Source organism: Actinomadura keratinilytica, from assembly GCF_039539665.1.
Taxonomy (GTDB): Bacteria; Actinomycetota; Actinomycetes; order Streptosporangiales; family Streptosporangiaceae; genus Spirillospora; species Spirillospora keratinilytica.
On record NZ_BAABDO010000105.1, the window covers coordinates 1 to 23,622 of the forward strand.

21 protein-coding genes are annotated in these 23,622 nt (G+C 73.5%); 5 read left to right on the forward strand and 16 right to left on the reverse strand.

Annotated features, from left to right (window positions below; all coding sequences use genetic code 11):
- Positions 1–242: 242 nt before the first annotated feature.
- From ABD879_RS25525 to metH, 8 genes are all read right to left on the reverse strand, one after another.
- Positions 243–1,367 carry an ABC transporter ATP-binding protein gene (locus ABD879_RS25525; RefSeq protein ID WP_345024152.1) on the reverse strand — a complete coding sequence of 375 codons (1,125 nt, stop codon included), beginning with the start codon at positions 1,365–1,367 and terminating at the stop codon, positions 243–245.
- 20 nt (positions 1,368–1,387) lie between these two features.
- Positions 1,388–2,581 (reverse strand): ABC transporter ATP-binding protein, encoded by a 1,194-nt coding sequence (locus ABD879_RS25530; RefSeq protein ID WP_345024154.1) that lies wholly within the window; start codon positions 2,579–2,581, stop codon positions 1,388–1,390.
- Positions 2,581–3,591 (reverse strand): ABC transporter permease, encoded by a 1,011-nt coding sequence (locus ABD879_RS25535; protein ID WP_345024155.1) that lies wholly within the window; start codon positions 3,589–3,591, stop codon positions 2,581–2,583. Before ABD879_RS25535 ends, ABD879_RS25530 begins: the two co-directional genes overlap by 1 nt.
- A 92-nt stretch (positions 3,592–3,683) precedes the next feature.
- Positions 3,684–5,432, reverse strand: a complete 1,749-nt coding sequence (locus ABD879_RS25540; RefSeq protein WP_345024156.1) for an ABC transporter substrate-binding protein — start codon at positions 5,430–5,432, stop codon at positions 3,684–3,686.
- Positions 5,433–5,471: 39 nt separating this feature from the next.
- On the reverse strand, positions 5,472–6,467 hold the full coding sequence (locus ABD879_RS25545) for an ABC transporter permease (RefSeq protein ID WP_345024157.1): 996 nt from the start codon (positions 6,465–6,467) through the stop codon (positions 5,472–5,474).
- A 578-nt stretch (positions 6,468–7,045) separates the two neighbouring features.
- Positions 7,046–7,465 carry a hypothetical protein gene (locus tag ABD879_RS25550; RefSeq protein WP_345024158.1) on the reverse strand — a complete coding sequence of 140 codons (420 nt, stop codon included), beginning with the start codon at positions 7,463–7,465 and terminating at the stop codon, positions 7,046–7,048.
- A 178-nt stretch (positions 7,466–7,643) separates the two neighbouring features.
- Positions 7,644–8,303 (reverse strand): HAD family hydrolase, encoded by a 660-nt coding sequence (locus ABD879_RS25555; protein ID WP_345024159.1) that lies wholly within the window; start codon positions 8,301–8,303, stop codon positions 7,644–7,646.
- A gap of 124 nt (positions 8,304–8,427) precedes the next feature.
- Positions 8,428–11,907: a methionine synthase gene (gene metH, locus ABD879_RS25560; protein ID WP_345024160.1), complete on the reverse strand. Its 3,480-nt coding sequence runs from the start codon at positions 11,905–11,907 to the stop codon at positions 8,428–8,430.
- A gap of 230 nt (positions 11,908–12,137) precedes the next feature.
- Here metH and ABD879_RS25565 point away from each other — a divergent pair, with 230 nt between their 5' ends.
- The 3 genes from ABD879_RS25565 to ABD879_RS25575 all read left to right on the forward strand — a co-directional run bounded on the left by ABD879_RS25565 (position 12,138) and on the right by ABD879_RS25575 (position 14,538).
- Positions 12,138–12,599, forward strand: a complete 462-nt coding sequence (locus ABD879_RS25565) for a universal stress protein (protein WP_285497945.1) — start codon at positions 12,138–12,140, stop codon at positions 12,597–12,599.
- A 211-nt stretch (positions 12,600–12,810) separates the two neighbouring features.
- Complete coding sequence (locus ABD879_RS25570; RefSeq protein WP_345024161.1) at positions 12,811–13,653, forward strand: PAC2 family protein; 843 nt, start codon at positions 12,811–12,813, stop codon at positions 13,651–13,653.
- 252 nt (positions 13,654–13,905) lie between these two features.
- A complete protein-coding gene (locus ABD879_RS25575; protein ID WP_345024162.1) occupies positions 13,906–14,538 on the forward strand; it encodes a TrmH family RNA methyltransferase in 633 nt (210 codons plus the stop codon).
- Positions 14,539–14,584: 46 nt separating this feature from the next.
- Here ABD879_RS25575 and mshC read toward each other — a convergent pair whose 3' ends face one another.
- From mshC to ABD879_RS25615, 8 genes are all read right to left on the reverse strand, one after another.
- Entirely contained in the window at positions 14,585–15,838 is a 1,254-nt protein-coding gene (mshC, locus tag ABD879_RS25580; RefSeq protein ID WP_345024163.1) for a cysteine--1-D-myo-inosityl 2-amino-2-deoxy-alpha-D-glucopyranoside ligase, read from the reverse strand.
- Between the two features lie 69 nt (positions 15,839–15,907).
- Positions 15,908–16,837, reverse strand: a complete 930-nt coding sequence (locus tag ABD879_RS25585) for an ABC transporter permease (RefSeq protein ID WP_345024164.1) — start codon at positions 16,835–16,837, stop codon at positions 15,908–15,910.
- 163 nt (positions 16,838–17,000) lie between these two features.
- The gene (locus ABD879_RS25590) at positions 17,001–17,771 is read right to left on the reverse strand and encodes an NRDE family protein (RefSeq protein WP_345024165.1); all 771 of its coding nucleotides are present in this window, start codon (positions 17,769–17,771) and stop codon (positions 17,001–17,003) included.
- A gap of 74 nt (positions 17,772–17,845) precedes the next feature.
- Complete coding sequence (locus tag ABD879_RS25595; RefSeq protein WP_345024166.1) at positions 17,846–18,619, reverse strand: SCO1664 family protein; 774 nt, start codon at positions 18,617–18,619, stop codon at positions 17,846–17,848.
- Between the two features lie 177 nt (positions 18,620–18,796).
- Positions 18,797–19,348 carry a DUF3090 domain-containing protein gene (locus ABD879_RS25600; RefSeq protein WP_345024167.1) on the reverse strand — a complete coding sequence of 184 codons (552 nt, stop codon included), beginning with the start codon at positions 19,346–19,348 and terminating at the stop codon, positions 18,797–18,799.
- A gap of 10 nt (positions 19,349–19,358) precedes the next feature.
- Positions 19,359–20,078 carry an MSMEG_4193 family putative phosphomutase gene (locus tag ABD879_RS25605; RefSeq protein WP_345024168.1) on the reverse strand — a complete coding sequence of 240 codons (720 nt, stop codon included), beginning with the start codon at positions 20,076–20,078 and terminating at the stop codon, positions 19,359–19,361.
- 36 nt (positions 20,079–20,114) lie between these two features.
- Positions 20,115–20,741 carry a hypothetical protein gene (locus ABD879_RS25610; RefSeq protein ID WP_345024169.1) on the reverse strand — a complete coding sequence of 209 codons (627 nt, stop codon included), beginning with the start codon at positions 20,739–20,741 and terminating at the stop codon, positions 20,115–20,117.
- A gap of 83 nt (positions 20,742–20,824) precedes the next feature.
- Positions 20,825–21,640 carry an undecaprenyl-diphosphate phosphatase gene (locus tag ABD879_RS25615; protein WP_345024171.1) on the reverse strand — a complete coding sequence of 272 codons (816 nt, stop codon included), beginning with the start codon at positions 21,638–21,640 and terminating at the stop codon, positions 20,825–20,827.
- A 133-nt stretch (positions 21,641–21,773) separates the two neighbouring features.
- On the opposite strand from ABD879_RS25615, the gene ABD879_RS25620 reads away from it, so the two are divergent.
- Both ABD879_RS25620 and ABD879_RS25625 read left to right on the forward strand, forming a co-directional pair.
- Positions 21,774–22,727: an aldo/keto reductase gene (locus tag ABD879_RS25620; protein ID WP_345024172.1), complete on the forward strand. Its 954-nt coding sequence runs from the start codon at positions 21,774–21,776 to the stop codon at positions 22,725–22,727.
- Positions 22,728–22,929: 202 nt separating this feature from the next.
- A partial coding sequence (locus tag ABD879_RS25625; protein ID WP_345024173.1) for a helix-hairpin-helix domain-containing protein occupies positions 22,930–23,622 on the forward strand: 693 nt, incomplete at its 3' end.

The window sequence follows — 23,622 nt, forward strand, 5'->3', positions numbered from 1 at the left end:
GTCGCGGCCCCACGGTCCGCGCCGCGCCGTGCGCCTCGCGGACGCGGCCCGCATCCGGGCCGCGACGGCGAGCACGCCCGCGTCCCGCATCTGCCCTCCCGTGTCGTCCGGCCGGATCCGCCACCGGGACGAATCTGCTGCACGGAAGGGATCGTGTCACGTCGTGTGGCCGGACCGTTACACGGCGGGCCCCGGAGTGTCGGATCGCCGGTGCCGGCGCGGCGGGCACCGGCGGGCGCCGGTCAGGTCTGCGGCTGCTCGTCGGCGGGGACGGGGTCGGCCTCGGCGGCGGACGCGCCGGTGTGGGCGACGGCGGCCTTGGCGACCTCGTCGGTGGCGCTGACCGTGGCGTTCTCCGGGAAGTGGCAGGCGGCCAGGTGCCCCGGGCTCAGCTCCACCAGCGGCGGCTCGACCTGCTTGCAGATGTCCTGCGCCTTCCAGCAGCGGGTGTGGAAGCGGCAGGCCGGCGGCGGGTCCAGCGGGCTGGGCACGTCGCCCTGCAGGCGGATCCGCTCGCGGTCGCCCCGCCGCGCCGGGTCGGGGATCGGCACCGCCGACAGCAGCGCGTTGGTGTAGGGGTGCATCGGCCGCTCGTACAGGGCGTCGCGGTCCGCCAGCTCCACGATCTTGCCGAGGTACATGACGGCGACCCGGTCGGAGATGTGCCGCACCACCGACAGGTCGTGCGCGATGACGATGTAGGTGAGGTTCAGCTCGTCCTGCAGGTCCTCCAGCAGGTTCACCACCTGCGCCTGCACCGACACGTCCAGCGCCGACACCGGTTCGTCGGCCACGATCAGCTTGGGCCGCAGCGCCAGGGTGCGGGCGATGCCGATGCGCTGGCGCTGCCCGCCGGAGAACTCGTGCGGGTAGCGGTTGTAGTGCTCGGGGTTGAGGCCGACCAGCTCCAGCAGCTCCTGCACGGCCTTCTTGACGCCCTGCTCGGTCTCGATCTTCTGCAGCCGGAACGGCGCCCCGACGATCGCCCCGACCGTCTGCCGCGGGTTCAGCGACGAGTACGGGTCCTGGAAGATCATCTGGATGTCCCGGCGCAGCGGCCGCAGCTGCCGCTGGGACATGTGGGTGATGTCGTGCCCCTCGAAGGTGATCGAGCCGAAGCTGGGCTCCAGCAGCCGCATGATCATGCGGCCGGTGGTGGTCTTGCCGCAGCCGGACTCGCCCACCAGGCCCAGCGTCTCGCCCTTGCGGACCGAGAACGACACCCCGTCCACGGCCTTGACGGCGCCGACCTGCCGCCGCAGCAGCCCGGCGGTGACCGGGAAGTGCTTGCCGAGGTTCTGCACCGACAGCAGGGTCTCGCCCTCGGTGACGGTCTCGGTCCCGGCCGCGGTTGTCTTGGTGCTCACAGTCGTCCCACCCGTGCTCGTCACAGTTTCGGCGCGATCTCGGTGTTCCAGATCTCCCGCCGCCGGCTCAGCGGCAGGTGGCAGGCGACCTTGTGGCCCGGTTCCACCTCGCGCAGCTCCGGCCGTTCCGTCTCGCTCTTGCCGTCGGTCAGCCCGGCGTAGGCGCAGCGCGGGTTGAACGCGCAGCCCTGCGGCACGTTGATCAGGCTCGGCGGGGTGCCCTTGATCGGCATGAGCCGGTCCGCGCGGGCCCGGTCCAGCCGCGGCATCGACCCCAGCAGGCCCCACGTGTAGGGGTGCAGCGGCCGGTGGAAGGCGTCGTCGACGGAGGCGTACTCCACGCAGCGGCCCGCGTACATCACCAGGATGTCGTCGGACAGCTCGGCCACCACCCCCAGGTCGTGGGTGATCATGATGACCGCGGAGTTGAACTCCTCCTGCAGGTCGCGGATCAGGTCGAGGATCTGCGCCTGCACCGTCACGTCCAGCGCGGTGGTGGGCTCGTCGGCGATGAGCAGTTCGGGGTCGCACGACAGCGCCATCGCGATCATCGCGCGCTGGCGCATGCCGCCGGAGAACTGGTGCGGGTAGTCGTCCACCCGCCGCTCCGGGCGGGGGATGCCGACGCGGCCGAGCATGTCGATGGCGTGCTTGCGGGCGACCTGCTTGGAGACGTCGTTGTGCAGCCGGTACGCCTCGATGATCTGCTGGCCCACCGTGTAGAACGGGTGCATCGCCGACAGCGGGTCCTGGAAGATCATCGCCATGTTGCGGCCGCGTAGCCGGCGGACCTCGTCGGGCGGGGCGCCGACCAGTTCCTTGCCGTTCAGCCAGATCTCCCCGGACACGCGGGCGTTGCGGCGGTTGTGCAGGCCGAGGATGCCCAGGCTGGTGACGCTCTTGCCGGAGCCGGACTCGCCGACGATGCCGAGGGTCTTGCCGCGTTCGAGCTGGAACGACAGCCCGTCCACCGACTTGACCAGGCCGTCGTCGGTCGGGAAGTGGATGCGCAGGTCGCGCACTTCCAGGAACGCCGTCGGGGATCCGGCGGCGTCGGCGGCCGTCTTGCCGGACTTGTCGAGGCGGCCGTTCCCGCGGCCCTTCCTGCCGGCGGTCTCGTCGTCGACCTTGCGGACGGTGCCCGTGGTGATCTCCACCTTGTCGGCCCCGTCGCCCTTGCCGAGCTTGCCGGCCTTGTCGTTGCCCTTCGCCATCAGCTGTGCCTCACCCTCGGGTCGACGATCCCGTACAGCAGGTCGACGACCAGGTTCGCCAGGACGATGAACAGCGCCGCGACCGACACCACGCCCAGTACCACCGGCAGGTCGCTGCCGACCACGCCGGCCAGCGCCAGCTCGCCCAGCCCGTGCAGCCCGAACGTGCGTTCGGTGAGCACCGCGCCGCCCAGCAGCAGCCCGATGTCCAGGCCGAACAGCGTCAGCAGCGGCGTCAGCGTGCCGCGCAGCGCGTGCTTGGTGATGACCGTCTTCTCCGGCAGTCCCTTGGCCCGCGCGGTGCGGATGTAGTCCTCGTTCAGGGTGTCGAGCATGCCCGCCCGCGTCATCCGCGCGTACATCGCCGCGTACAGGAACGCCAGCGTCACCCACGGTAGTACGAGATTACCCGCCCAGGCGAACGGGTTGTCCAGGAAGGAGTGGTAGCTGACCGGCGGCAGCAGGCCCCACTCGTGCACGATGAAGGTCAGCGACAGCAGACCGGTGAAGAAGATCGGCAGCGACACGCCGGCCAGCGCCACCAGCATCGCGGCCCGGTCGAAGATCGAGCCCTTGCGCAGCGCCGACAGCACGCCGATGGACACGCCGATCGCCAGCCACAGCGTCGCCGCCCCCACCACCAGCGACAGCGTCACCGGGAACCGGTCGACGATCTGGTCGGTGACGTTGGTGCTGGTGCGGAAGGAGTAGCCGAAGCACGGCGCCGGGCAGTCGATCTTCTCGGTGCCGGTGTCGTAGGTGTCGCCGGCCACCACGCCCTTGAGGAACCGGCCGTACTGCACCGGGATGGGGTCGTCGAACCCGAGCCGTTCCTTGATGGCCTGCACCGTCTCCGGCGTCGGCGACTTGCCGGCGAAGCGGGAGGCCAGGTCGTCGGTGCTGGTGCCGGCCAACCGGGGCAGCAGGAAGAAGATGGAGAAGGTGACCGCGCTGATGACCACCATCAGCGCGACCGCGCCCACGAGCCGGCGAACGATGTATGCGATCACGGTCTGCGGCGGTGGGCGGCCGCCCGGGCTTGTGACCCGGGCGGCCGCCCGACGCCTTCACCTGCTTTCGTTCAGCGAGTGGTGTCGGGGCCTCAGCCGCTCAGGCCGAGCGTGGAGTAGTTGTACATGCCGTAGCCCTCGTGGAAGAAGACGTTGGTCAGCGTCTCCGGCCGGTACAGCAGGGACTTGGCGTACACGTTGGGGATGACACCGGCCTCCTTGCGGAAGATGTCGTCCACCTGGTTGTACATCTGGGCGCGCTGGTTGCGGTCGGCGATGCCCATCACGTCGTCCCAGATCTTGTTGACCTGGGCGTTGTCGAACAGGCCGGTGTTGGCGTTGCCGGACTCGACGATCGCGTCCTTGTCGGTGATCGCCTGCAGGAAGCCGTAGCCGGTCGGCCAGTCGGCGTGCCAGCCGTAGGTGCCGAGGCCGATGCCCTCCTTCTCCACGAAGGACGGCGAGCCGAACTGGTCGTTGGTGTAGGTGTTGGCCGGGTAGCCCTGCAGGTTCAGCTTGATGCCGACGCGGCCGAGGGACTGCTGCAGCGCCTCGGCGACCGCCTTCTCCTTCGGCCGGTCGCTGCGGTAGACCATCTTGGTCTCGAAGCCGTTGGGCTTGCCGCACCGCTGCAGCGCCTGCTTGGCCTGCTCGACGTCGCCGGTGTAGCCCTTCTCGGCCTTGGTGTAGTAGTCGGTGCCCTTCTGGCGGCCCTCGATGTTCGGCGGCATGATCGAGGTGGACAGCTCGCCGCCGACGTCGCCGCCGTAGGCGCGCCACATCGCGTCGCGGTTGGCGGCCCACACCATCGCCTTGCGGCACTCCAGCGGGATCAGCTTGGCGTTGATCGGGTTGTACCAGCTGAAGCCGCCGGGCGGGTTGTCGGCGTTCTCCCGCTTCTTGGGGTCGGTGAGGATCGCCTTGCGGGCGTTGTCCTGCACGCCGGTGCCCGGCAGGTCCACGTGGATCTGCCCGGCCATCAGCTGGTTGTCCAGCTCGTCGGCGTTCATGCCGGCGATCAGCTGGATCTGGTCGGGCAGCTGCTTGCGGTTGGGGTCGGTGGACTGGTCCCACTGGTCGTTGCGGACCAGCGTGCCGCCCTTGCCGGGCTCGTAGTCCTTCTCCCACTTGTAGGGGCCGGACGACACCGGGTGCAGGCCGTACCGCTCGCCCTTGTCCTTGCTCTGCGGCACCGGCGCGGTCTGGCCGCTGAAGGTGACCAGCTCGTTGAACTCGGCGAACGGCTTCTTGAGGTGGAAGACGACGGTGTAGTCGTCGGGAGTGGTGACGCCCTTGAAGTGGTCGAGGTTCTTGTCCTTGTAGGGGCCCTTGTAACCGTCGGCGTCCAGGAGGGCGGAGAAGTAGCTCGGGCCGTTGCGCAGCACGCCGCGGTCGAAGGTGCGGGCCACGGCGTAGCGGATGTCCTTCGCCGTGATCTCCGTGCCGTCCTCGTACTTCAGGCCCTTCTTGAGCTTGTAGGTCCAGGTCTTGCCGTCCGGGCTGACCTGGCCGAGGCCCTCGGCGAGGTCCGGGACCGGCTGCCAGCCCTCGGCGCCGGGCTTGGCCGGGTAGGTCAGCAGCATCCGCGAGTACAGCCGGGCGAAGTTGTTCGCCCAGGCGTAGTACATGTCGCCCGGGTCGATCGAGTCGATGTCGGAGCTGGTGGCCATCTTCAGCACGCCGCCGCGCCGGTCCGACGGGTTGTGGATCTTGCCTACGGCGGCGTTGCTGACCGAGGTGCTGGCGCTGCCGCCTTCGTCGTCGCCGCCTCCGCACGCCGACACCAGGCTGAGTGCCAGTGCGCCGGCGGCCGCGGTCGCAAGGACCTTGGGCCTTCTCATCAGTTCCCTTTCAACTATGACGGTCGTCCCCGCGGGGGGTCAGCGGGTCCGTGGGTCGAGTGCGTCGCGCAGTCCGTCGCCGAACACGTTGAAGGCCATGACGGTGATGAAGATCGCCACACCGGGGATGACCACGTAGTAGGGCGCGATCTGGTAGGTGCTGACCGCGGTGGTCAGCATGCCGCCCCATGACGGCGTGGGCGGCTCGATGCCGACGCCGAGGAACGACAGCGCCGCCTCGAAGAGGATGTTCGTGGGGATCATCAGGGTGGCGTACACCAGGATCGGCGCGACCAGGTTCGGCAGGATCTCGCGGACGATGATGTACGGGGCGCGGGCGCCCATGGAGCGGGCGGCGTCCACGAACTCGCGTTCGCGCAGCGACAGCGTCTGGCCGCGCACGATCCGGCCGATGTAGGGCCAGCTGAAGAAGCCGATGATGAACACCAGCATCGCGATCCGCAGCCCGTTGCCGCTCAGCCCCATCATCGAGTCGGGCATCACGCCGACGATGGCGATGGAGAACAGCAGCAGCGGGAAGGCCAGGAACACGTCCATCAGCCGCGCGATCATCGTGTCGATCCAGCCGCCGAAGTAGCCGGCGATGACGCCGAGGGCGGTGCCGATGACGGCGGCGACCACGGTGGCGAGGAAGCCGACCAGCAGCGACACGCGCGCGCCGTAGACGATGCGGCTGAACAGGTCGCGGCCGGTGGTGGGCTCCAGGCCGAGCAGGAAGTCGCCGCTCATGCCGCCGAGCGGCTTCATGGGGGCGCCCAGCGTCGGGTCGATGAGCTCCTGGTGGTACTCGTTCGGGGGGTGTCCGAACAGCTTGACCAGCAGCGGCGCGAAGATCGCCATGAGCACCAGCAGGATGATCACCACGCCGCCGGCCATGGCGACCCTGTCGCGCCGGAGCCGCAGCCAGGCGATCTGCCCGAGGGAGCGGCCCTGGATGGCTTTGCGCCCGACCCCCTCGAGGACGGCGTCCGGCTGGGCCGTGTCGGCCCCGGACACCTCGATCGGTGCGGTCACGCTGCGTACCTCCTACCGTTCGGCCACGTCGCCGCAGACGCACGCGCCGCGGGCGCGGGATCGCCGCACCCTGCCCGTTACGCCGTGTTTGCTGAGGGAAAACTAGTCCTTCGGCCACGACTGTCCATCCGCGGACCCGCTGTCTGCCAGTACCCGTTTCTGACTTGTGATCTCGTCGTCATCTGGGGCACACGCGATCCGCACAATGGAAGCGACAAACCGCCCAGATCGTACGCTTGGTCGCGGTGTGGCCGAGCCGCCGGAGCGGATCGGACCCGCAAGCTTTATCGTTCCGAAGCCGATTCGATATGGATTCGGCGCAGGTCAAGGCGTGTGACGGGAGCGATTCGGGGGAAGGCGGAGTCTTCCGTGACCAATGGGACGTGGCCAGTGGGACGTGGCCAGTGCGACGTGACCAGTGGGACGTGGCAGAAGGAAAACGGCCGGGACGTCGCGTCCCGGCCGCTGTCGGCGCGATCGGCCCCTCCCCCGCCGCCCGCCGTCACGGGGACGTGCGAGGGCGCGCGGGGCCGCGCTACCCGGTCGTGCCGGTCGATGCCGTGCCAGGTGATGCCGTGCTACGAGATGCCGCGGTTGCGGAGGATCTCCTCGATCTCCGCCATCTCCGGGTCCGTCCCGGCGGGCCGCGCCTTCTCCACCGCCCTGCCCGTCGGCGCGGTCGCCGCCCCGGCGGACGCGCCGCCGCGCCGCACGACGCGGCCGCCCCCGCCGGCCCGGCGGCTCAGCATCGCCCCCGACGTCAGGTACAGCACCACCGCCAGCCCGGCCACGGCCACCCCCGCCCACCGGGCGGGGCTGAACGCCAGGTCGGCCAGGAACCCGGTCACGCCGGTCATGGCGGCCGCCAGCGGCACCAGCGACCAGGCCGCGCCGCGCAGCCCCGAGGCGGCGCCGCGGCGGCGGTAGAGGCCCCAGCTGATCAGCAGTCCGAGCGCGGTGACGCCCAGACTGATCGCGAAGATGACGGTGTCGCTCATGCCGGCCCCCTCGTTGCGTGCTGCCGTGCTCTCCCCATCGTCACACGTCCGGCGCGGACGTCACTCCTCCCCGCGAAGGGTTGTGCGCCCCCGGCGCTCCTCCCCCGGCGTGAGGCTCCCCCTGGACAACGAGCGGGACCCCCGCGGCGCCTCCCGCCCCCTCGGGTAGCGGTCGGGGTCAGGCGACCAGGGCGGCCAGGCGCGGCAGGTCGACCTCGGTCAGGGAGGCGACGACGGTGCGGCCCGGCGCGGGCGGCACCGGCAGGAGGCTGGGCACCGCGACCGTCACGCACCCGGCGGCCTCGGCGGCGGCCAGGCCGTTGGGCGAGTCCTCCAGCGCCACGCAGCGGCGCGGCTCGACGCCCAGCCGGGCCGTGGCGGTCAGGTACGGCTCGGGGTCGGGCTTGGTTCGCGCCACCTCGTCGCCGGCGACCGTCACCGCGAAGTGCTCGCGGCCGACCGCGTCCAGCACCGGTTCCAGCAGCCGCCGGTGGCTGGAGGACACCAGCGCGGCCGGCACCCCCGCGGCGCGGACCTCGGCCAGCAGCTCCTTGGCGCCCGGCAGCAGCGGCACGCACGCGCCGAGCCGCTCGGCCATGCCGTCCAGCATCCGCCGGCCCACCTCGGCCGGCGGCACGTCCGCGCCGGTCAGCTCCAGCATGTACCGGACGGCCTTGTCCAGCGAGCCGCCCAGCATCCGCTGCTGGTCCTCGGTGCTCCACGTGCCGCCCAGCCAGGCGACGACCTCCTCCTCGACCTCCAGCCACAGCCGCTCGGAGTCGATCAGCAGCCCGTCCATGTCGAACAGCACGGCCTGCGGCAGCTCGCCGGTACTCACGCGCCTCCTCGGGTACGTCGCGGTCGCCTCCCCAGGGACGGTACGCGATCGGCGCCGGGACGGGGACGCCCCGTAGCGGAGATCACAGGGCGCAAGGCGCAGATCACCGGGGGTGCGGCCGGGGTCAGGTGTTGAAGTACTTGGCCTCCGGGTGGTGGACGACCAGGGCGTCGGTGGCCTGCTCGGGCACCAGCTGGTACTCCTCCGACAGGGTGACGCCGACGCGTTCGGGCCGCAGCAGCCGCACCACCTTGGCGCGGTCCTCCAGGTCGGGGCAGGCCGGGTAGCCGAAGGAGTAGCGGGCGCCGCGGTAGCCGACCTTGAGGATGTCGTCCAGGGCGTCGGGGTCCTCGGCGCCGAACCCGATCTCGGAGCGGACGCGGGCGTGCCAGTACTCGGCCAGCGCCTCGGTCAGCTGCACCGACAGGCCGTGCAGCTCCAGGTACTCGCGGTAGGAGTTCTTGGCGAACAGCTCGGCGGTGGCCCGGCTGACCTTCGACCCGACGGTGACGAGCTGGAAGGCGGCCACGTCGGTCTCGCCGGACTCGCGGGGGCGGAAGAAGTCGGCCAGGCACAGGTGCCGGTCGCGGCGCTGGCGCGGGAAGGTGAACCGTTCGCGTTCGGAGCCGTCCTCGTTGAGGATGACCAGGTCGTCGCCCTCGGACACGGCCGGGAAGTAGCCGTAGACGACGGCGGCCTCGATCAGGCCCTCGGTCTGGATGCGGTCCAGCCACATGCGCAGCCGGGGCCGGCCCTCGGTCTCCACCAGCTCCTCGTAGGTGGGGCCGTCGCCGCCGCGGGCGGGCTTGAGGCCCCACTGCCCCATGAAGGTGGCGCGTTCGTCCAGGTAGGCGGCGTAGTCGGCGAGGGGGATGCCCTTGACGACGCGGTCGCCCCAAAACGGCGGGTCGGGCACCTTGTTGTCGGTGGCGACGTCCGAGCGGGCGGGCATGTCGGCGGGTTCGGTGACCTGCAGGGCGGCGCCCTTGCGGACCCGGCGTTCGCGCAGCGGCGGCAGCTGGGCGCCCTCCTCGCCGCGCTTGACGGCCATGAACGCGTCCATCAGCCGCAGCCCCTCGAACGCGTCGCGGGCGTAGCGGACCTCGCCGTCGAACAGCTCGGCCAGGTCCTGCTCGACGTAGGCGCGGGTGAGGGCGGCGCCGCCGAGCAGCACCGGCCACCGGTCGGCCAGGCCGCGGGCGTTGAGCTCCTCCAGGTTCTCCTTCATCACCACGGTCGACTTGACCAGCAGCCCGGACATGCCGATGACGTCGGCGTTCTCGTCGCGGGCGGCCTCCAGGATCGCCGACATGGGCTGCTTGATGCCGAGGTTGATCACCTCGTAGCCGTTGTTGGACAGGATGATGTCGACCAGGTTCTTGCCGATGTCGTGCACGTCGCCCTTGACGGTGGCCAGCACGATGCGGCCCTTGGAGCCCTCGCCCTCCACCTTCTCCATGTGCGGTTCCAGGTAGGCGACGGCGGTCTTCATGACCTCGGCGGACTGCAGCACGAACGGCAGCTGCATCTGCCCGGAGCCGAACAGGTCGCCGACGACCTTCATGCCGTCCAGCAGCACGTCGTTGACGATCTCCAGGGCGGGCCGCTGCTCGAGCGCCTCGTCCAGGTCGTCGCTCAGGCCGTCCAGCTCGCCGTCGATGATGCGGCGCTTGAGCCGCTCCCACAGCGGCAGCGCGGCCAGCTCGGCGGCGCGGCCGGCCTTCAGCGCGGCGGTGTCGACGCCCTCGAACAGCTCCATGAACCGGTGCAGCGGGTCGTAGCCCTCGGAGCGGCGGTCGTAGATCAGGTCGAGGGCGACCTTGCGCTGCTCCTCGTCGATCCGCGCCATCGGCAGGATCTTGGAGGCGTGCACGATCGCCGAGTCCAGGCCGGCGTCGACGCACTCGTTGAGGAACACCGAGTTGAGCACCACGCGGGCGGCGGGGTTGAGGCCGAAGGAGACGTTCGACACCCCGAGGGTGGTCTGCACCTCCGGGTAGCGGCGCTTGAGCTCGCGGATCGCCTCGATGGTCTCGAGGGCGTCGCGGCGGGACTCCTCGGTGCCGGTGCCGATGGTGAACGTCAGGCAGTCGACGATGATGTCGCCGAGCCGCATGCCCCACCTGCCGGTGAGCTCCTCGATCATGCGGGTGGCGACGCGGACCTTCCATTCGGCGGTGCGGGCCTGGCCCTCCTCGTCGATGCACATCACCACGATCGCGGCGCCGTGCTCCTTGACCACCGGCATGAGCCGGGCGAGCTTGGAGCCGGGCCCGTCGCCGTCCTCGAAGCTGACGGAGTTGACCACGGCGCGGCCGCCGAGCATCTCCAGGCCCGCGGTGAGCACGGGCACCTCGGTGGAGTCCAGCACGATCGGCAGGGTGGCGGCGGTGGCGAGCCGGGAGGCCAGCTCCTTCATGTCGGCGACGCCGTCGCGGCCGACGTAGTCGACGCACAGGTCCAGCATGTGGGCGCCGTCGCGGGCCTGGTCGCGGGCGATCTTGACGCAGTCGTCCCAGCGGCCCTCCAGCATGGCCTCGCGGAACGCCTTGGAGCCGTTGGCGTTGGTGCGCTCCCCGATCGCCAGGTAGGAGGTGTCCTGCCGGAACGGGACGTGCTGGTACAGCGACGAGGCGCCCGCCTCGGGGCGGGGCCGCCGCGGGGCGACCTCGCGGCCGCGGACCCGTTCGACCACCTGCCGCAGGTGCTCGGGGGTGGTGCCGCAGCAGCCGCCGACCAGCGACAGGCCGAAGTCGCGGGTGAACGCGTCGTGCGCGTCGGCCAGCTCGGCGGGGGTGAGGGGGTAGCGGGCGCCGTCGGCGGTCAGCTCGGGCAGGCCGGCATTGGGCATGCAGGACAGGCCGATGCGGGCGTGCCGGGCCAGGTAGCGCAGGTGCTCGCTCATCTCGGCGGGGCCGGTGGCGCAGTTCAGGCCGATCAGGTCCAGGCCCATCGGCTCCAGGGCGGTCAGCGCGGCGCCGATCTCCGATCCGAGCAGCATCGCGCCGTTCTGCTCGATCGTCACGTGCGCGATCAGGACGGTGTCGGTGCCGGCGGCGGCGATGGCGCGCTTGGCGCCGATGAGCGCGGCCTTGGCCTGCAGCAGGTCCTGGCAGGTCTCCACCAGGATGGCGTGCACGCCGCCGGCCAGCAGGCCCTCGGCGTTGCGCTGGTAGGCGTCGCGCAGCTCGGCGAACGTGACGTGCCCGAGGGTGGGCAGCTTGGTGCCGGGGCCGACCGATCCGATCACCCAGCGGGGCCGGTCGGGCGTGGACACCGCGTCGGCGACCTCGCGGGCCAGGCGGGCGCCGGCCTCCGACAGCTCCTCGATCCGCTCGGTGATGCCGTACTCGCCCAGGTTCCCCAGGTTGGCGCCGAAGGTGTTGGTCTCCACGCAGTCGACGCCGGCGTCGAAGTAGGCCTGGTGGATCGAGCGGACGATGTCCGGCCGGGTGATGTTCAGGATCTCGTTGCAGCCCTCGTGCCCCTGGAAGTCGTCCAGGGTGGGGGCCGCCTCCTGGAGCATCGTCCCCATGCCCCCGTCGGCCACGACGACGCGCTGCTGCAGGGCCTGCCGGAGGGACTGAGGTGTCGGAGTGCTCATGGTGTCCCAGCCTAGCCGGGCACGGCGGACGATCTCCCGGAGCCGTCGCGGATCCGCCCGAACGCCTCAGACGGCGCCGCCGGCGGTGCGAGCAGGGCGCCCCGCCGGCGGCGGGTCGGCGGGAGAGCGCGGGAAGGGGGTGGGAAGGGGGTGGGAAGGGGGTGGTGACGCTGCGCGCCCGACCGATACCGTGCCACCACCCTGCGAACTACTCATCGGTAAGGAGCGGCATGAGCGCGTACCGCACCATCCTCGTCGGCACCGACGGCTCCGACTCCTCGTTCCGCGCGGTGGACCGGGCCGCGCAGCTGGCCGCCGCCACCGGCGCCACGCTGCTGCTGGCCTCCGCCTACAGCCCCATGCCCGAGCGGGAGCGGCTCAGCGCCGCCGACCGGCTGGGCGACCTGGCCTACAAGGTGCAGGGGTCCACGCCCGCCGACGACGCGCTGCGCGCCGCCCGCGAGCGCGCCGTCGCCGCGGGCGCCCGCGACATCGACCAGGTCGCCCAGGAGGGGGACCCGGTGGACGTGCTGGCCCGCCTGGCCCGGGACCGCGCCGTGGACCTGGTCGTGGTCGGCAACCGGGGCCTCAACAGCCTCGCCGGCCGCATCCTGGGGTCGGTCCCGGCGAACCTGTCCCACCGCTCCCCCTGCGACGTGCTCATCGTCCACACCACCGAGAAGGGCAAATGAGCCGTCACGGCGCGGCAATCGGCGCCCCTGCGGCGGGCCCGTCCCCTGTGGGGGAGTTCACGGGTCTGCCGGGGGCGAACGGCGCGCCGCAACGGTGGGGCAAGAAGGCACCTAGGACGTAGGCTGACAGCACCGATCATGAGCGGGTCCGCCCCCCGGGAATCACGGCCCCCTCGGTGACGCTGTACCTGTCGTCGGAAGGAGGCAGCGCGTGGTCGAGCTGGAAAGCGTGCCCGAACTCGTCGATCCGGTCGTCGTGGCCGCCTTTGAAGGGTGGAACGACGCCGGAGAGGCCGCCAGCGGCGTCATCGGCCACCTGGAGTCGATCTGGGACGCCGTGCCGATCGCCGAGCTGGACCCGGACGACTACTACGACTTCCAGGTCACCCGTCCGCTCATCGAGATGGCCGACGGGGAGAGCCGCGGGATCACCTGGCCCACCACCCGGGTGTCCTGGGCGCGCCTGCCGTCCGGACGCGACGTGGTGCTGGTGCACGGCATCGAGCCCAACATGCGGTGGCGGTCGTTCTGCCGCGAGCTGGTCGGGCTGATGCTGGAGCTTGAGGTCAAGAGCGTCGTCCTGCTCGGGGCGCTGCTGGCCGACGCCCCGCACACCCGGCCGGTACCGGTCACCGGCGCCGCCTCCGACGCGGGCCTGGTGAGCACCCTCCACCTGGAGCCGGCCCGCTACGAGGGGCCGACCGGCATCCTCGGCGTCCTGCAGGACGCGTGTTCCAAGGCGGACCTGCGCACGGTGTCGCTGTGGGCGGCGGTGCCGCACTACGTGGCCTCGCCGCCGTCCCCCAAGGCCACGCTGGCGCTGCTGCGCCGGGTGGAGGACGTGCTGGACGTCACCGTCCCCCTGGGCGAGCTGCCCGAGGAGGCGCGGGCCTGGGAGAACGGCGTCAACGAGCTGGCCGAGGAGGACTCGGAGGTCGCCGAGTACGTGCGCAGCCTGGAGGAGCAGAAGGACGCCCTGGAGCTGCCGGAGGCCAGCGGCGACGCCATCGCCCGCGAGTTCGAGCGCTACCTGCGCCGCCGCGAGACCGGCTGACCGGGCGCGCGCCGTCGCCCGCGCCGCGCCCGCCGCCTGCGCCGCGCGGTGTGGGCCGGTGTGCCCGGTGCGGGGGCGGGCGTATCATGGCGCGGTGGCGGCGCAAGCCGCGTTCCGCACGGCGTCCCCCGCGCCGTCCTTCGCGTCCGGGGGGCGTCCCGTCGATGGCCCGCGTACGCCGCGAAGTGCGCATGTCATGGACCACGTCATGAACGCTGCCGATTCTTCCCGGGGCGGAGGCGCCCTGCGCCGGTGAGCGCCCGCGCGGGCCGTCACCCGCGTCCCGCCCAGATCTCCGGTGCCCGCTCCCCCGACGTCCGTGCCCCTGACGTCCGTGCCCCTGACGCCGAGGCGGCCCCTGCGGCGGCCCGGCCGGCGATCCGCGTCCGGTCCCCCCGCGAGCTGAGACGCCACCGCAGAAGCCGCGCCCACTCCTGCTGGGACCACCTCATCGCCGCGCCGCTGTGGCCGCTGCACGGCGCCAACCTCGGCACCCTGCTGCGGACCTGCGACGCCGTCGGCGCCTGCCTGGCGGTGCCCCGGTTCCGGTGGGTGCCCGAGGCGCTGGCGCGCGGCAACACGCTGCGCCGGCCGTCCTGCGTGCACTGGGTCGGCGACCCCCTGGGCTGGCTGGCCCGCCAGCGCGACGCCGGCACGCGGGTGGTGGGCGTGGAGCTGGCCGACGAGGCGGTGCGCCTGGCCGACCTGCCTCCCGCCCGCGGACGCACGGTGGCGGTGCTGGGGCACGAGCAGTACGGGATACCGGACGAGGCGCTGGACCTGCTGGACCTGGCCGTGGAGATCCCCATGGTGGGCACCGGCGCCAGCCTCAACGTGGCCGTCGCCGGCTCCCTCGTGCTCTACAAGCTGGCCGGGCTGCTGTGAGCCGCGCAACCGGGGCGGCCGGCCCCGCGCCGCCGCGCGGGGCGGGTCACAGGGCGACGCCGAGCAGGGCGTCGGTGAGCGCGCGGACCCGGGCGGGCGCGTCGGCGTCGGCGTCGCGGGCGTCCGGCTGGTCGGCCAGGGCCCGGTCGGCCCAGCGGTCGACGGCCGCCAGCGCGCCGGGGGCGTCCAGGTCGTCGGCCAGGCGGGCGCGGACCTCGGCGGCCGTGCCGGCGGCGGACCGCCCGGCGGGCAGCCGGCCGGCGGCGCGCATGCGGTGCAGCCGCGCGGCCGCCGCCTCCAGCAGGCCCGGCGTCCACTCCCAGTCGGCGCGGTAGTGCTGGGCGAGCAGCGCCAGCCGGATCGCCATGGGGTCGGCGCCGTCGCGCCGCAGCCCGGACACGAACACCAGGTTCCCGCGCGACTTGGACATCTTCTCGCCGTCCAGGCCGACCATGCCGGCGTGCACGTAGGCGCGGGCGTGCGGGCGTTCGCCGGTGGCGATCTGGGCGTGCGAGGCGCCCATCTCGTGGTGCGGGAAGGCCAGGTCGGAGCCGCCGCCCTCGACGTCGAAGGCCATGCCCAGGTATTCGACGGAGATCGCCGAGCATTCCACGTGCCAGCCGGGGCGGCCCTTGCCGAACGGGGAGTCCCAGCACGGCTCGCCGGGCCGCCGGGCCATCCACAGCAGCGGGTCCAGCGGGTCCTTCTTGCCGGGGCGGCCCGGGTCGCCGCCGCGTTCGGCGAACAGCGGCAGCATCTGCTCGCGGGTCAGCCGGCTGACCCGGCCGAAGTCGGGGTCGGCGTCGACGGGGAAGTACAGGTCGCCGTCCAGGTCGTAGGTGGCATCCTTGGCGCGCAGCTTCTCCACCATCTCGGTGATGAGCGGGATGGCCTCCACGGCGCCGATGTAGTGGTCGGGCGGCAGGATGCGCAGCGCCGTCATGTCGTCGCGGAACAGCTGGATCTCCCGGTCGGCCAGCTCGCGCCAGTCCTGGCCGGTCTGGCGGGCACGTTCCAAGAGCGGGTCGTCGACGTCGGTGGCGTTCTGCACGTAGCGCACCCGGTGGCCCAGGTCGCGCCAGACCCGGTTGACCAGGTCGAAGGCCAGGTAGGTGGCGGCGTGCCCGAGGTGGGTGGCGTCGTAGGGGGTGATGCCGCACACGTACATCCGGGCGGTGGCGCCGGGCTCGGTGGCCCGTGCCTGTCCGGTTCCGGTGTCGTGCAGGCGCAGCGGGGAGTCGGCGGAGGGAAGACCGGCGGCGGGCAGGTGGGGAACCTCGGGTGCGGGCCACGATCGCATACCGGCAAGCTTATCCAGGCCCCGTCTACGGTTTTACGGGGAGATCATCCGAATTGTCCGGGGACGGGGTCATGGCAGCCGGATGCGCGGGTCCAGCGCGGAATGCACCAGGTCGGCGGCCAGCCCGGTGGCGATCACGCAGACGGTGACCAGCAGCGTCACCCCGATGACCACGGGGGCGTCGCCGGAGACGATGGACTGCTGCACCAGCTGGCCGACGCCCTGCAGCCCGAACACCTTCTCGGTGACGACGGTGGAGCCGACCAGCGCCCCCGCGTCCACGCCGAACTGGGTGACGACCGGCGGCAGCGCCGCGCGCAGGCCGTGCCGCACCAGCACCCGCCGCTCCGGCAGGCCCTTGGCGCGGGCGGTGCGGACGTAGTCCTCGCCGAGCGCGTCCAGCAGGGCGCCGCGGGTGAGCCGGGCGCACGCGGCGGCCATCAGCATCGCCAGCGCGCACCACGGCAGCACCATGCGGCGCCAGAAGTGCTCCTGCAGCGGCGGCCCCGCCTCGAAGAACCCGGTGCCGCCGGCCAGCGCCTGCAGCAGCACCAGCGCCAGCACGAACGGCGGCGCCGACAGCCCGGCCAGCACCAGCACCGTCGTCAGCCGGTCCGCCGCGCCGCCGGGCCGGGCCGCGCCGAGCACCCCGGCCGCCATGCCGCCCGCCAGCCACAGCACGGCCGCGCCCAGCACCAGCCACAGCGTCGTGGGGAGCCGCTCGGCGATCAGCCGCGTCACCGGCACGCCGGTGACGTAGGAGTCGCCGAGGTCGCCGCGTGCCAGCCGCAGCAGAAACCGGCCGTACTGGACGGCCAGCGGGCGGTCCAGGCCCAGGCCGCGGCGGATCTGGGCGAGGGTGTCGGCGGTGGCGCGGGGGCCGCCGATGACCTGCTCCACCGGCACCGGCGACAGGTGCAGCAGCGCGAACACCAGCGTGGACACCAGCCACAGCACCACGACCGCGTGCAGCAGCCTGCGGACGACGAACGCTCCCATCCGGCGGCCCACCTCCCCGCGCGGTCGCGACGGGTAACGAAGGTAGCACCGAACGTGGGCGCCGGGGCCGCGCCGCCCCGGTCGCGCCGCCCAAGTCACGCCGTCCGGGTCGCGCCGTCCGGGTCGCGCCGCCCAGGCCGCGCGGCGCGGCGGGCGCGCCCGGTCAGACGACCCGGGTCCAGGCGCCGGGGTCGCCGGGCGCGGGCGAGAAGTCGTAGCGGACGCCGTCGGCGCGCAACGCCACCAGGCTCACCGACGTGGTGCCCCACACGCCCGTCCCGGGGAGTTCGACCAGCGGGAGCAGGGCCCGCGGGTCCGTGCGCGGCAGCCCGGCGCCCTCGGCGAGCTCCAGCCACGGGCCCCACGCCTGCGCGGCCGTCCCGTCGCGGGGCTCGGGACGGGGCGCGGCGGCCAGCCGGGGCCGGAAGTGGGCCAGGCGGGCGGCCATGTGCCGGTCGCCGTCGTCGGCGTGCCCGTCGCCGCGGCGGTCCCGCCCCTCCAGGCCGTTGTTGACCACCATGTGCAGGCCGGGGCCGAGCGCGCGTTCCACCAGCTCGACGCCGTCCCAGCTCCACAGCCGCACCGCGTCCGGCTCGGCGCACACGAGGTGGAAGGGGTCGAAGCGGGCCGGGTCCAGCCCGTCGAGCCTGCCGTCGGCCGCCGTCCGCAGCGGCAGCTCGCCGCGCGAGGAGCGCGCCGCCTCGGGCGCGTCGCGGCCGCGGCCGTTCAGCACGGTGGCGGCGCGCGGGGCGGCCGGGTCGACCGCGAGCCAGGTGCCCCCGGCGCGCCGGTCCCGGCCGCCGACCAGGCCCGGCCGGTCCGGCCAGTGCCGGCCCGGCGGCTCCCACGCGCGGGCCAGGAACTCGTCCCGGACGCCCACCAGCAGCACCGGAACGGGAGACGAGGGGTCGAAACTCACGATCGCCGTGCACATGCGCCCCATTGGAGCATTCCCCCCGTACCGGGCCGCGGGGCGGGGTCCGCCGGCAGGAGGCGGACGGGGGCGGGTCAGAGCGGCGGCCAGGGGATGGCGGGCCAGTCCTCCGGCGGGTAGGGGTGGATGCGGTGCTTGAGCATCAGCTCGACGCGGCGGCGGGTGGCGTCGACCTCCTCGGCGGTCAGCAGCGCGGCCAGGCGGTCGCCCAGCGGACCGGCCAGCGCCGCCTCGACCCGGCCGAGCGCCTCCAGCGCCTCGTCGGTCAGCCGCTTGCCGCGCCACTGCCACAGCACGGTGCGCAGCTTGTACTCCACCGAGAAGCACACGCCGTGGTCGCAGCCGTAGACGTGGCCGTCGCCGGGCGGCAGCAGGTGCCCGATCTTGCGGTCGGCGTTGTTGATGACGGCGTCGAACACCGCCACCCGCCGGACCGCCGGGTCGTCCGACCGCGACAGCGCCACCAGGTCGACGTCCGGGTCGGGCTCCACCCACAGCTGCACCATGCCGGGCCCGTAGGGGCCGTCGCGGTGCACGGTGGGCGGCACGATGTTCCAGCCCATCGCCTGCGACACCGCGTACGCGGCGACCTCGCGCCCGGCCAGGGTGCCGTCCGGGAAGTCCCACAGCGGGCGCTCGCCCGCCACCGGCTTGTACACGCAGGCGGCGGTGAGGTCCTCCCACTCGACCGAGCAGTACAGCGTGGCGTTGGACGCCTGGACGAGCCGCCCCTCCACGGTGAGGCGGCCCTCGGAGAGCAGCCGTTCGGCGAGATCGGCGTCGCGGGGGGAGACGGTGCGGCCGGGACCGTCGTCGGCGGGGCTGCGATCCCGGGAGGGCTGCGTCATGCGTCCATTGTCCCGGGCGCCGCGCCCATGATCCAGCACGGGCGGCGGTGACGTGCGCCGCCGCCGGCCGCCGCGCGCGTGCCGCCCGGCCTCGTGCCGCCCCGGCTCGTGCCGCCCCTCGTGCCGCCCCGGCTCGTGCCGCCCGGGGACGTCCCGCGGTTCACCCACGGCGACCGTTCACGCCTTGTACCCGTTCTGGCGGGGGCAGATGTGCCCGCCCGCGTCCAGCGGCAGCCCGCACAGCGGGCAGGGCGGACGGCCCGCCGCCACCACCTTCAGGGCGCGCTCGGCGAACGCCCGGGCCTGCGCGGCGGTGATCCGCACCCGCAGCACGGCGATCGCCGGGTCCTCCGCGCCGACCTCGGTCTCCTCGGCGTCGGACTCGGTGACCTCCTGCGCCTCGATGATCACGCGTTCGTCCTCGGGGTCCCAGGCCAGCGCCATGGTGCCGACCCGGAACTCCTCCTCGACCGGCTGGTCCAGCGGGCCGTCGTCCTGCAGCTCGGCCGGGGTGACCGCGGGCACCGGGGCGGTGCCGCCGCTGCGCCGCAGGATCTCGTCCAGCAGCTCCTCCAGCCGCTCGGCCAGCAGCGTCACCTGGAACTTCTCCAGGCCCACGCTGGTGATGCGGCGGCCCTCGCGGGCCTGCAGGTAGAACGAGCGCTCCCCCGGGCGCCCGACCGTGCCGGCGACGAACCTGTCCGGCAGTTCATAGGAGATGACCGGCATGACAACGACCCTACGCGCCGCCGCCGACGGCCGCGTCACTGCGCCCCGGGCCCTGCCCGCCGTCCCGCCCCTGCTCGTCCTCGGGCGGGGGCAGCAGGTCGTCGACACCGCCGCCGGTGTCGTTGAGGCGCACCACGAACGGCCGCAGCTCGGTGTAGCGGATGACGGTGAGCGACGCGGGCGCGACCTGGATCCGCTGGAACTGGTCCAGGTGCAGGCCGAGCGCGTCGGCGACGACGGCCTTGATGATGTCGCCGTGGCTGCACACCGCGTAGGCGGCGTGCGGGCCGTGCTCGGCGGCGATCCGGGCGTTCCAGTCGCGGACCGCGGCGACCGCGCGGTGCTGGGCGGCGGCCAGCGACTCGCCGTCCTCGCCGGGGAAGCGGGCCGCGCTCGGGTGGGCCTGCACGACCCGCCACAGCGGCTCCTCGGCCAGCTCCTTGAGCGGGCGGCCCGTCCAGTCGCCGTAGCGGACCTCGCCGAACCGCTCGTCGGCCTCGATCTTGCCGGCGGGTCCGGCGCGGCCGGAGGCGATCGCCTCGGCGGTCTCCAGGCACCGCTCCAGGGGGCTGGACACCACCGCCGCCAGCGGCACCGGCGCCAGCCGCCCGGCCAGCGCCCGCGCCTGCCCGCGGCCGCGCTCGTCCAGGTGCACCTCGGGGGTCCAGCCCGCCAGCACCGGCCCGGTCAGCGCGGTCAGTCCGTGGCGGACCAGCAGCAGCGTCGTCACGACACGCACTCTACGAGATGCGCGGCGCCGTTGTGATCATCGCGCGGTGGACACGTGCCGGCGGTCGGGCGCGGGCGCCAGCAGCACGGCCCACAGGTGCGACTCGGCGCCGCCCGCCTCCAGGCGGCGCCGCATCCGCTCCACCCCGCCCGCCGTGGGCAGCGCCAGGCCGAGCAGCAGCGGGTAGCCCACCGCGAACGCCGCCAGGAACACCGTCTCGTCGCGGGTGGTGACCGCCATGGCCAGGCCGAGCAGGATGACGGCGTCGGCGAGCGCGAACCGCACCAGGATCGCCTGCCGGAACTGCAGCAGCGCCGCCGCGGCGGCCTGCTCGCGGTCGCGGCCCGGGCGCAGCGGACGCGGCGTGCGGGGCCCGGCCAGCACCGCCACCAGCGCGGCGGCGGCGACGGGCGGGACCGTCCACGGGGCGGGCAGCGGGCCGGGTCCGCCGGGGACCAGCGGCGGCGAGATCGCCAGGATCAGCACCTGCGCCGCCGCCAGGACCAGCATCACCGCGCGCAGCCGCGCCAGGACCGTGCCGGTGCGCAGCGACCGCAGGTAGCCCGGGTCGTCGGCGCGTCCCGCGCCGTACCGGGGCCGCACCAGCGGACCGGCGTCCGCCGGGGTGCGCGGCGAGTACATCGAGAAGGGCGGGGTCGCCATGAGCGCGCACTGTAACCCGGGGACCGGCGGCGGCGATATGCACGCGGGCGACAAAAATCCGGCCCCGGCCGGGCGCGGCGCGGTCAGGCGCTGATGGCCCCGGCGGCGAGCAGGCCGAGGATGACGCCGCCGAGCGCCACCCGGTAGCAGACGAACACCACCATCGAGTGCCGGGCCAGGAACTTCAGCAGCCAGGCGATGCAGGCGTAGCCGACGAGGAACGACGCCGCCGCCGCCACCGCGGTCGGCACCGCCTGCAGGTCGCCGGAGAAGGCCTTGCGCAGCTCGAACAGCCCCGACAGCACCACGGCCGGCACCGACAGCAGGAACGAGTAGCGCGCCGCCGCCTCCCGCGTGTAGCCGAGGAACAGCGCGCCGGTCATGGTGGAGCCGGAGCGGGACGAGCCGGGGATCAGCGCCAGCGCCTGGAACGTTCCGATGATCAGGCCGTCGCGCAGGTCGAGGTCGCCGACGTCGCGTTTGCGCGCCCCCCACCACTCGGCGGCCATCAGCAGCAGGCCCATGACGATCAGCGACGCGGCGTTGATCCACAGGTTGCGGGCGGGCTCCTCGATGAAGTCCTTGAACGCCAGGCCGCACACCCCGATCGGGAGGGTGCCGAGGCCGATGTACCAGCCCATCCGGGCGTCCTGGTGGCGGCGCAGCTCGGGCCGCCACAGGCTGCGCGTCCAGGTGAGCAGGATGCGCCCCAGGTCGCGCCGGAAGTAGATGACCACCGCGGCCATGGTGCCGATCTGGATGACCGCGCTGAAGGCCGACCCGGGGTCCTGCCAGCCGAGGAGCTTCGGCACGAACAGCATGTGCCCCGAACTGGAGATGGGCAGGAACTCCGTCAGGCCCTGGACGATGCCGAGGACGGCCGCTTCCACGACGTTCACGCTCCGTGAGCCTAGCGGTCGCGGAGCGTGCTCGGCCCGCGGGCGACACGCACCCGGCGCGCCGCCGCCTCCCGGCCGCGCCGCCGCCACCGGCGCGGTGGACCGACCGGCCGGGCCGCTACTGTGACCGCCTATGGAAGAGCGTCACCTCGGGCGCAGCGGGCTGCTGGTGTCCCGGCTGGGCCTGGGCACCATGACCTGGGGGCAGGACACCGAGCCCGACGAGGCGGCCGCGCAGCTGACGGCGTTCGTGGACGCGGGGGGCACTCTGGTCGACACCGCCGACGTCTACAGCGAGGGCGCCAGCGAACGCATCCTCGGGCACCTGCTGCGCGACGTGGTGGACCGCGACTCGATCGTGCTGGCGACCAAGGCGGCGATCCGCCCCGACGGCCGCTACGACGGCTCCCGGCGGCATCTGCTGACCGCCCTGGACGCGTCCCTGGACCGCCTGGACGTCGACTACGTCGACCTGTGGCAGCTGCACGTGTACGACCCGTCCACGCCCCTGGAGGAGACGCTGTCGGCGGTGGACGAGGCGGTGGCCAGCGGCCGCGCCCGGTACGCGGGGGTGTCGAACTACGCGGGGTGGCAGCTGGCCAAGGCGGCGGCGTGGCAGAGCGCCTGGCCGGGCCGCGCCCCCGTCGTGTCGGTGCAGGCGGAGTACTCGCTGCTGCGGCGCGACATCGAACGCGAGCTGCTGCCCGCCGCGCTGGACGCGGGGGTGGGCGTGCTGCCCTGCTCCCCGCTGGGCCGCGGGGTGCTCACCGGCAAGTACCGCACCGGCATCCCGGCGGGTTCGCGGGCGGCCGCGCCGCATTTCTCGGAGTTCGTGCAGCCGTACCTGGACGAGGAGTGCGCCCGCATCGTCGAGTCGGTGGTGACGGCCGCCGAGGGGCTGGGCGTGTCGCCGGTGGACGTGGCGCTGGCCTGGGTGCGCGACCGTCCCGGGGTGGCCGCGCCGATCGTGGGGGCGCGCACGTCGGCGCAGCTGGCGCAGGTGCTGCGCAGCGACAAGCTCACGCTGCCGCAGGAGATCCGGGACGCGCTGGACGATGTGTCCGACATGTCGGCGCCCCACCCGTGACCTGGCGCGTCCCCTGTGCGTATGGCCTGTGCGGCGCATGGCGCCCTGACCCGGGCGGCCCCGTATGGCACTCTCGGGACCGGAATCCGACGAGCCCGGGCGGCGGACCGCGCCCGGGCCGGCGAGCACCGAAGCAAGCGCTGAGGCGAGCACCGAAACAAGCGCTGAGGCGAGCACCGAAGCGAGCACTGACGGGAGGCCCGTGACCGACTCCGCGCCCGACCTGGCCCGGCTGTTCGAGGCGACCGGCGTGCCCGCCGCGCTGGTGCCGCGCGTCGCCGCGCGGCTCGGCGCCGCCGCGGCGGGACTGCTGCGCGCCGACCCCTGGCGGCTGCTGCGCGTGCCGGGCGTGCTGCCGCGGCAGGCCGACCACTTCGCCCGGCCGCTGCTGGGCGACCTGGCGCGGCGCGGCGACCCCCGGCGGGGGCGCGCGCTGGTGCTGCACCTGCTGACCGAGGCCGCCCGGCAGGGCCACACCGCCACGCCCGTCGCGGATGTGGCGGCGGCGCTGGCCGCGCAGCGGTTCCCGGACGCCCGGCAGGCGATCGACGGGGCGCTGGACACCGGCGAGGCGGTGCTGCTGGTCGAGGAGCCGGAGTTCGACGAGGAGTCGCCCGAGGCGCTGGAGGAGGAGCCGCCCGAGCCGGAGGAGTCGCTGGGCGTGGCGCGGTGGGCGCTGGCCGAGGAGGCCGCCGCCGAGGGCTTCCAGCGGCTGGCCGCCACCGCCGGGCCGCTGCTGGACGACGCGACGGTCAAGGCGGTGCGGCAGGGCCTGCCCGAGGACCGGTCCCTGGCGCTGACCGCCGCGCTGCGCACGGGCGCCAGCGTGCTGCTCGGCGCGGCCGTCTACCTGGCCGCCGCCGCCCTCGGCATCGCCTCCGCCGCCGCCGGCCAC

Excerpts from the sequence above, each read along its gene's own strand:
- ABD879_RS25620 (WP_345024172.1), top strand. The coding sequence starts at position 21,774 with ATGGAAGAGCGTCACCTCGGGCGCAGCGGGCTGCTGGTGTCCCGGCTG.
- ABD879_RS25550 (WP_345024158.1), bottom strand. The coding sequence starts at position 7,465 with ATGAGCGACACCGTCATCTTCGCGATCAGTCTGGGCGTCACCGCGCTC.
- mshC (WP_345024163.1), bottom strand. The coding sequence starts at position 15,838 with ATGCGATCGTGGCCCGCACCCGAGGTTCCCCACCTGCCCGCCGCCGGT.
- ABD879_RS25595 (WP_345024166.1), bottom strand. The coding sequence starts at position 18,619 with ATGACGCAGCCCTCCCGGGATCGCAGCCCCGCCGACGACGGTCCCGGC.
- ABD879_RS25600 (WP_345024167.1), bottom strand. The coding sequence starts at position 19,348 with ATGCCGGTCATCTCCTATGAACTGCCGGACAGGTTCGTCGCCGGCACG.
- ABD879_RS25530 (WP_345024154.1), bottom strand. The coding sequence starts at position 2,581 with ATGGCGAAGGGCAACGACAAGGCCGGCAAGCTCGGCAAGGGCGACGGG.
- ABD879_RS25540 (WP_345024156.1), bottom strand. The coding sequence starts at position 5,432 with ATGAGAAGGCCCAAGGTCCTTGCGACCGCGGCCGCCGGCGCACTGGCA.
- ABD879_RS25565 (WP_285497945.1), top strand. The coding sequence starts at position 12,138 with ATGAGCGCGTACCGCACCATCCTCGTCGGCACCGACGGCTCCGACTCC.
- ABD879_RS25585 (WP_345024164.1), bottom strand. The coding sequence starts at position 16,837 with ATGGGAGCGTTCGTCGTCCGCAGGCTGCTGCACGCGGTCGTGGTGCTG.
- ABD879_RS25590 (WP_345024165.1), bottom strand. The coding sequence starts at position 17,771 with ATGTGCACGGCGATCGTGAGTTTCGACCCCTCGTCTCCCGTTCCGGTG.
- ABD879_RS25610 (WP_345024169.1), bottom strand. The coding sequence starts at position 20,741 with ATGGCGACCCCGCCCTTCTCGATGTACTCGCCGCGCACCCCGGCGGAC.
- metH (WP_345024160.1), bottom strand. The coding sequence starts at position 11,907 with ATGAGCACTCCGACACCTCAGTCCCTCCGGCAGGCCCTGCAGCAGCGC.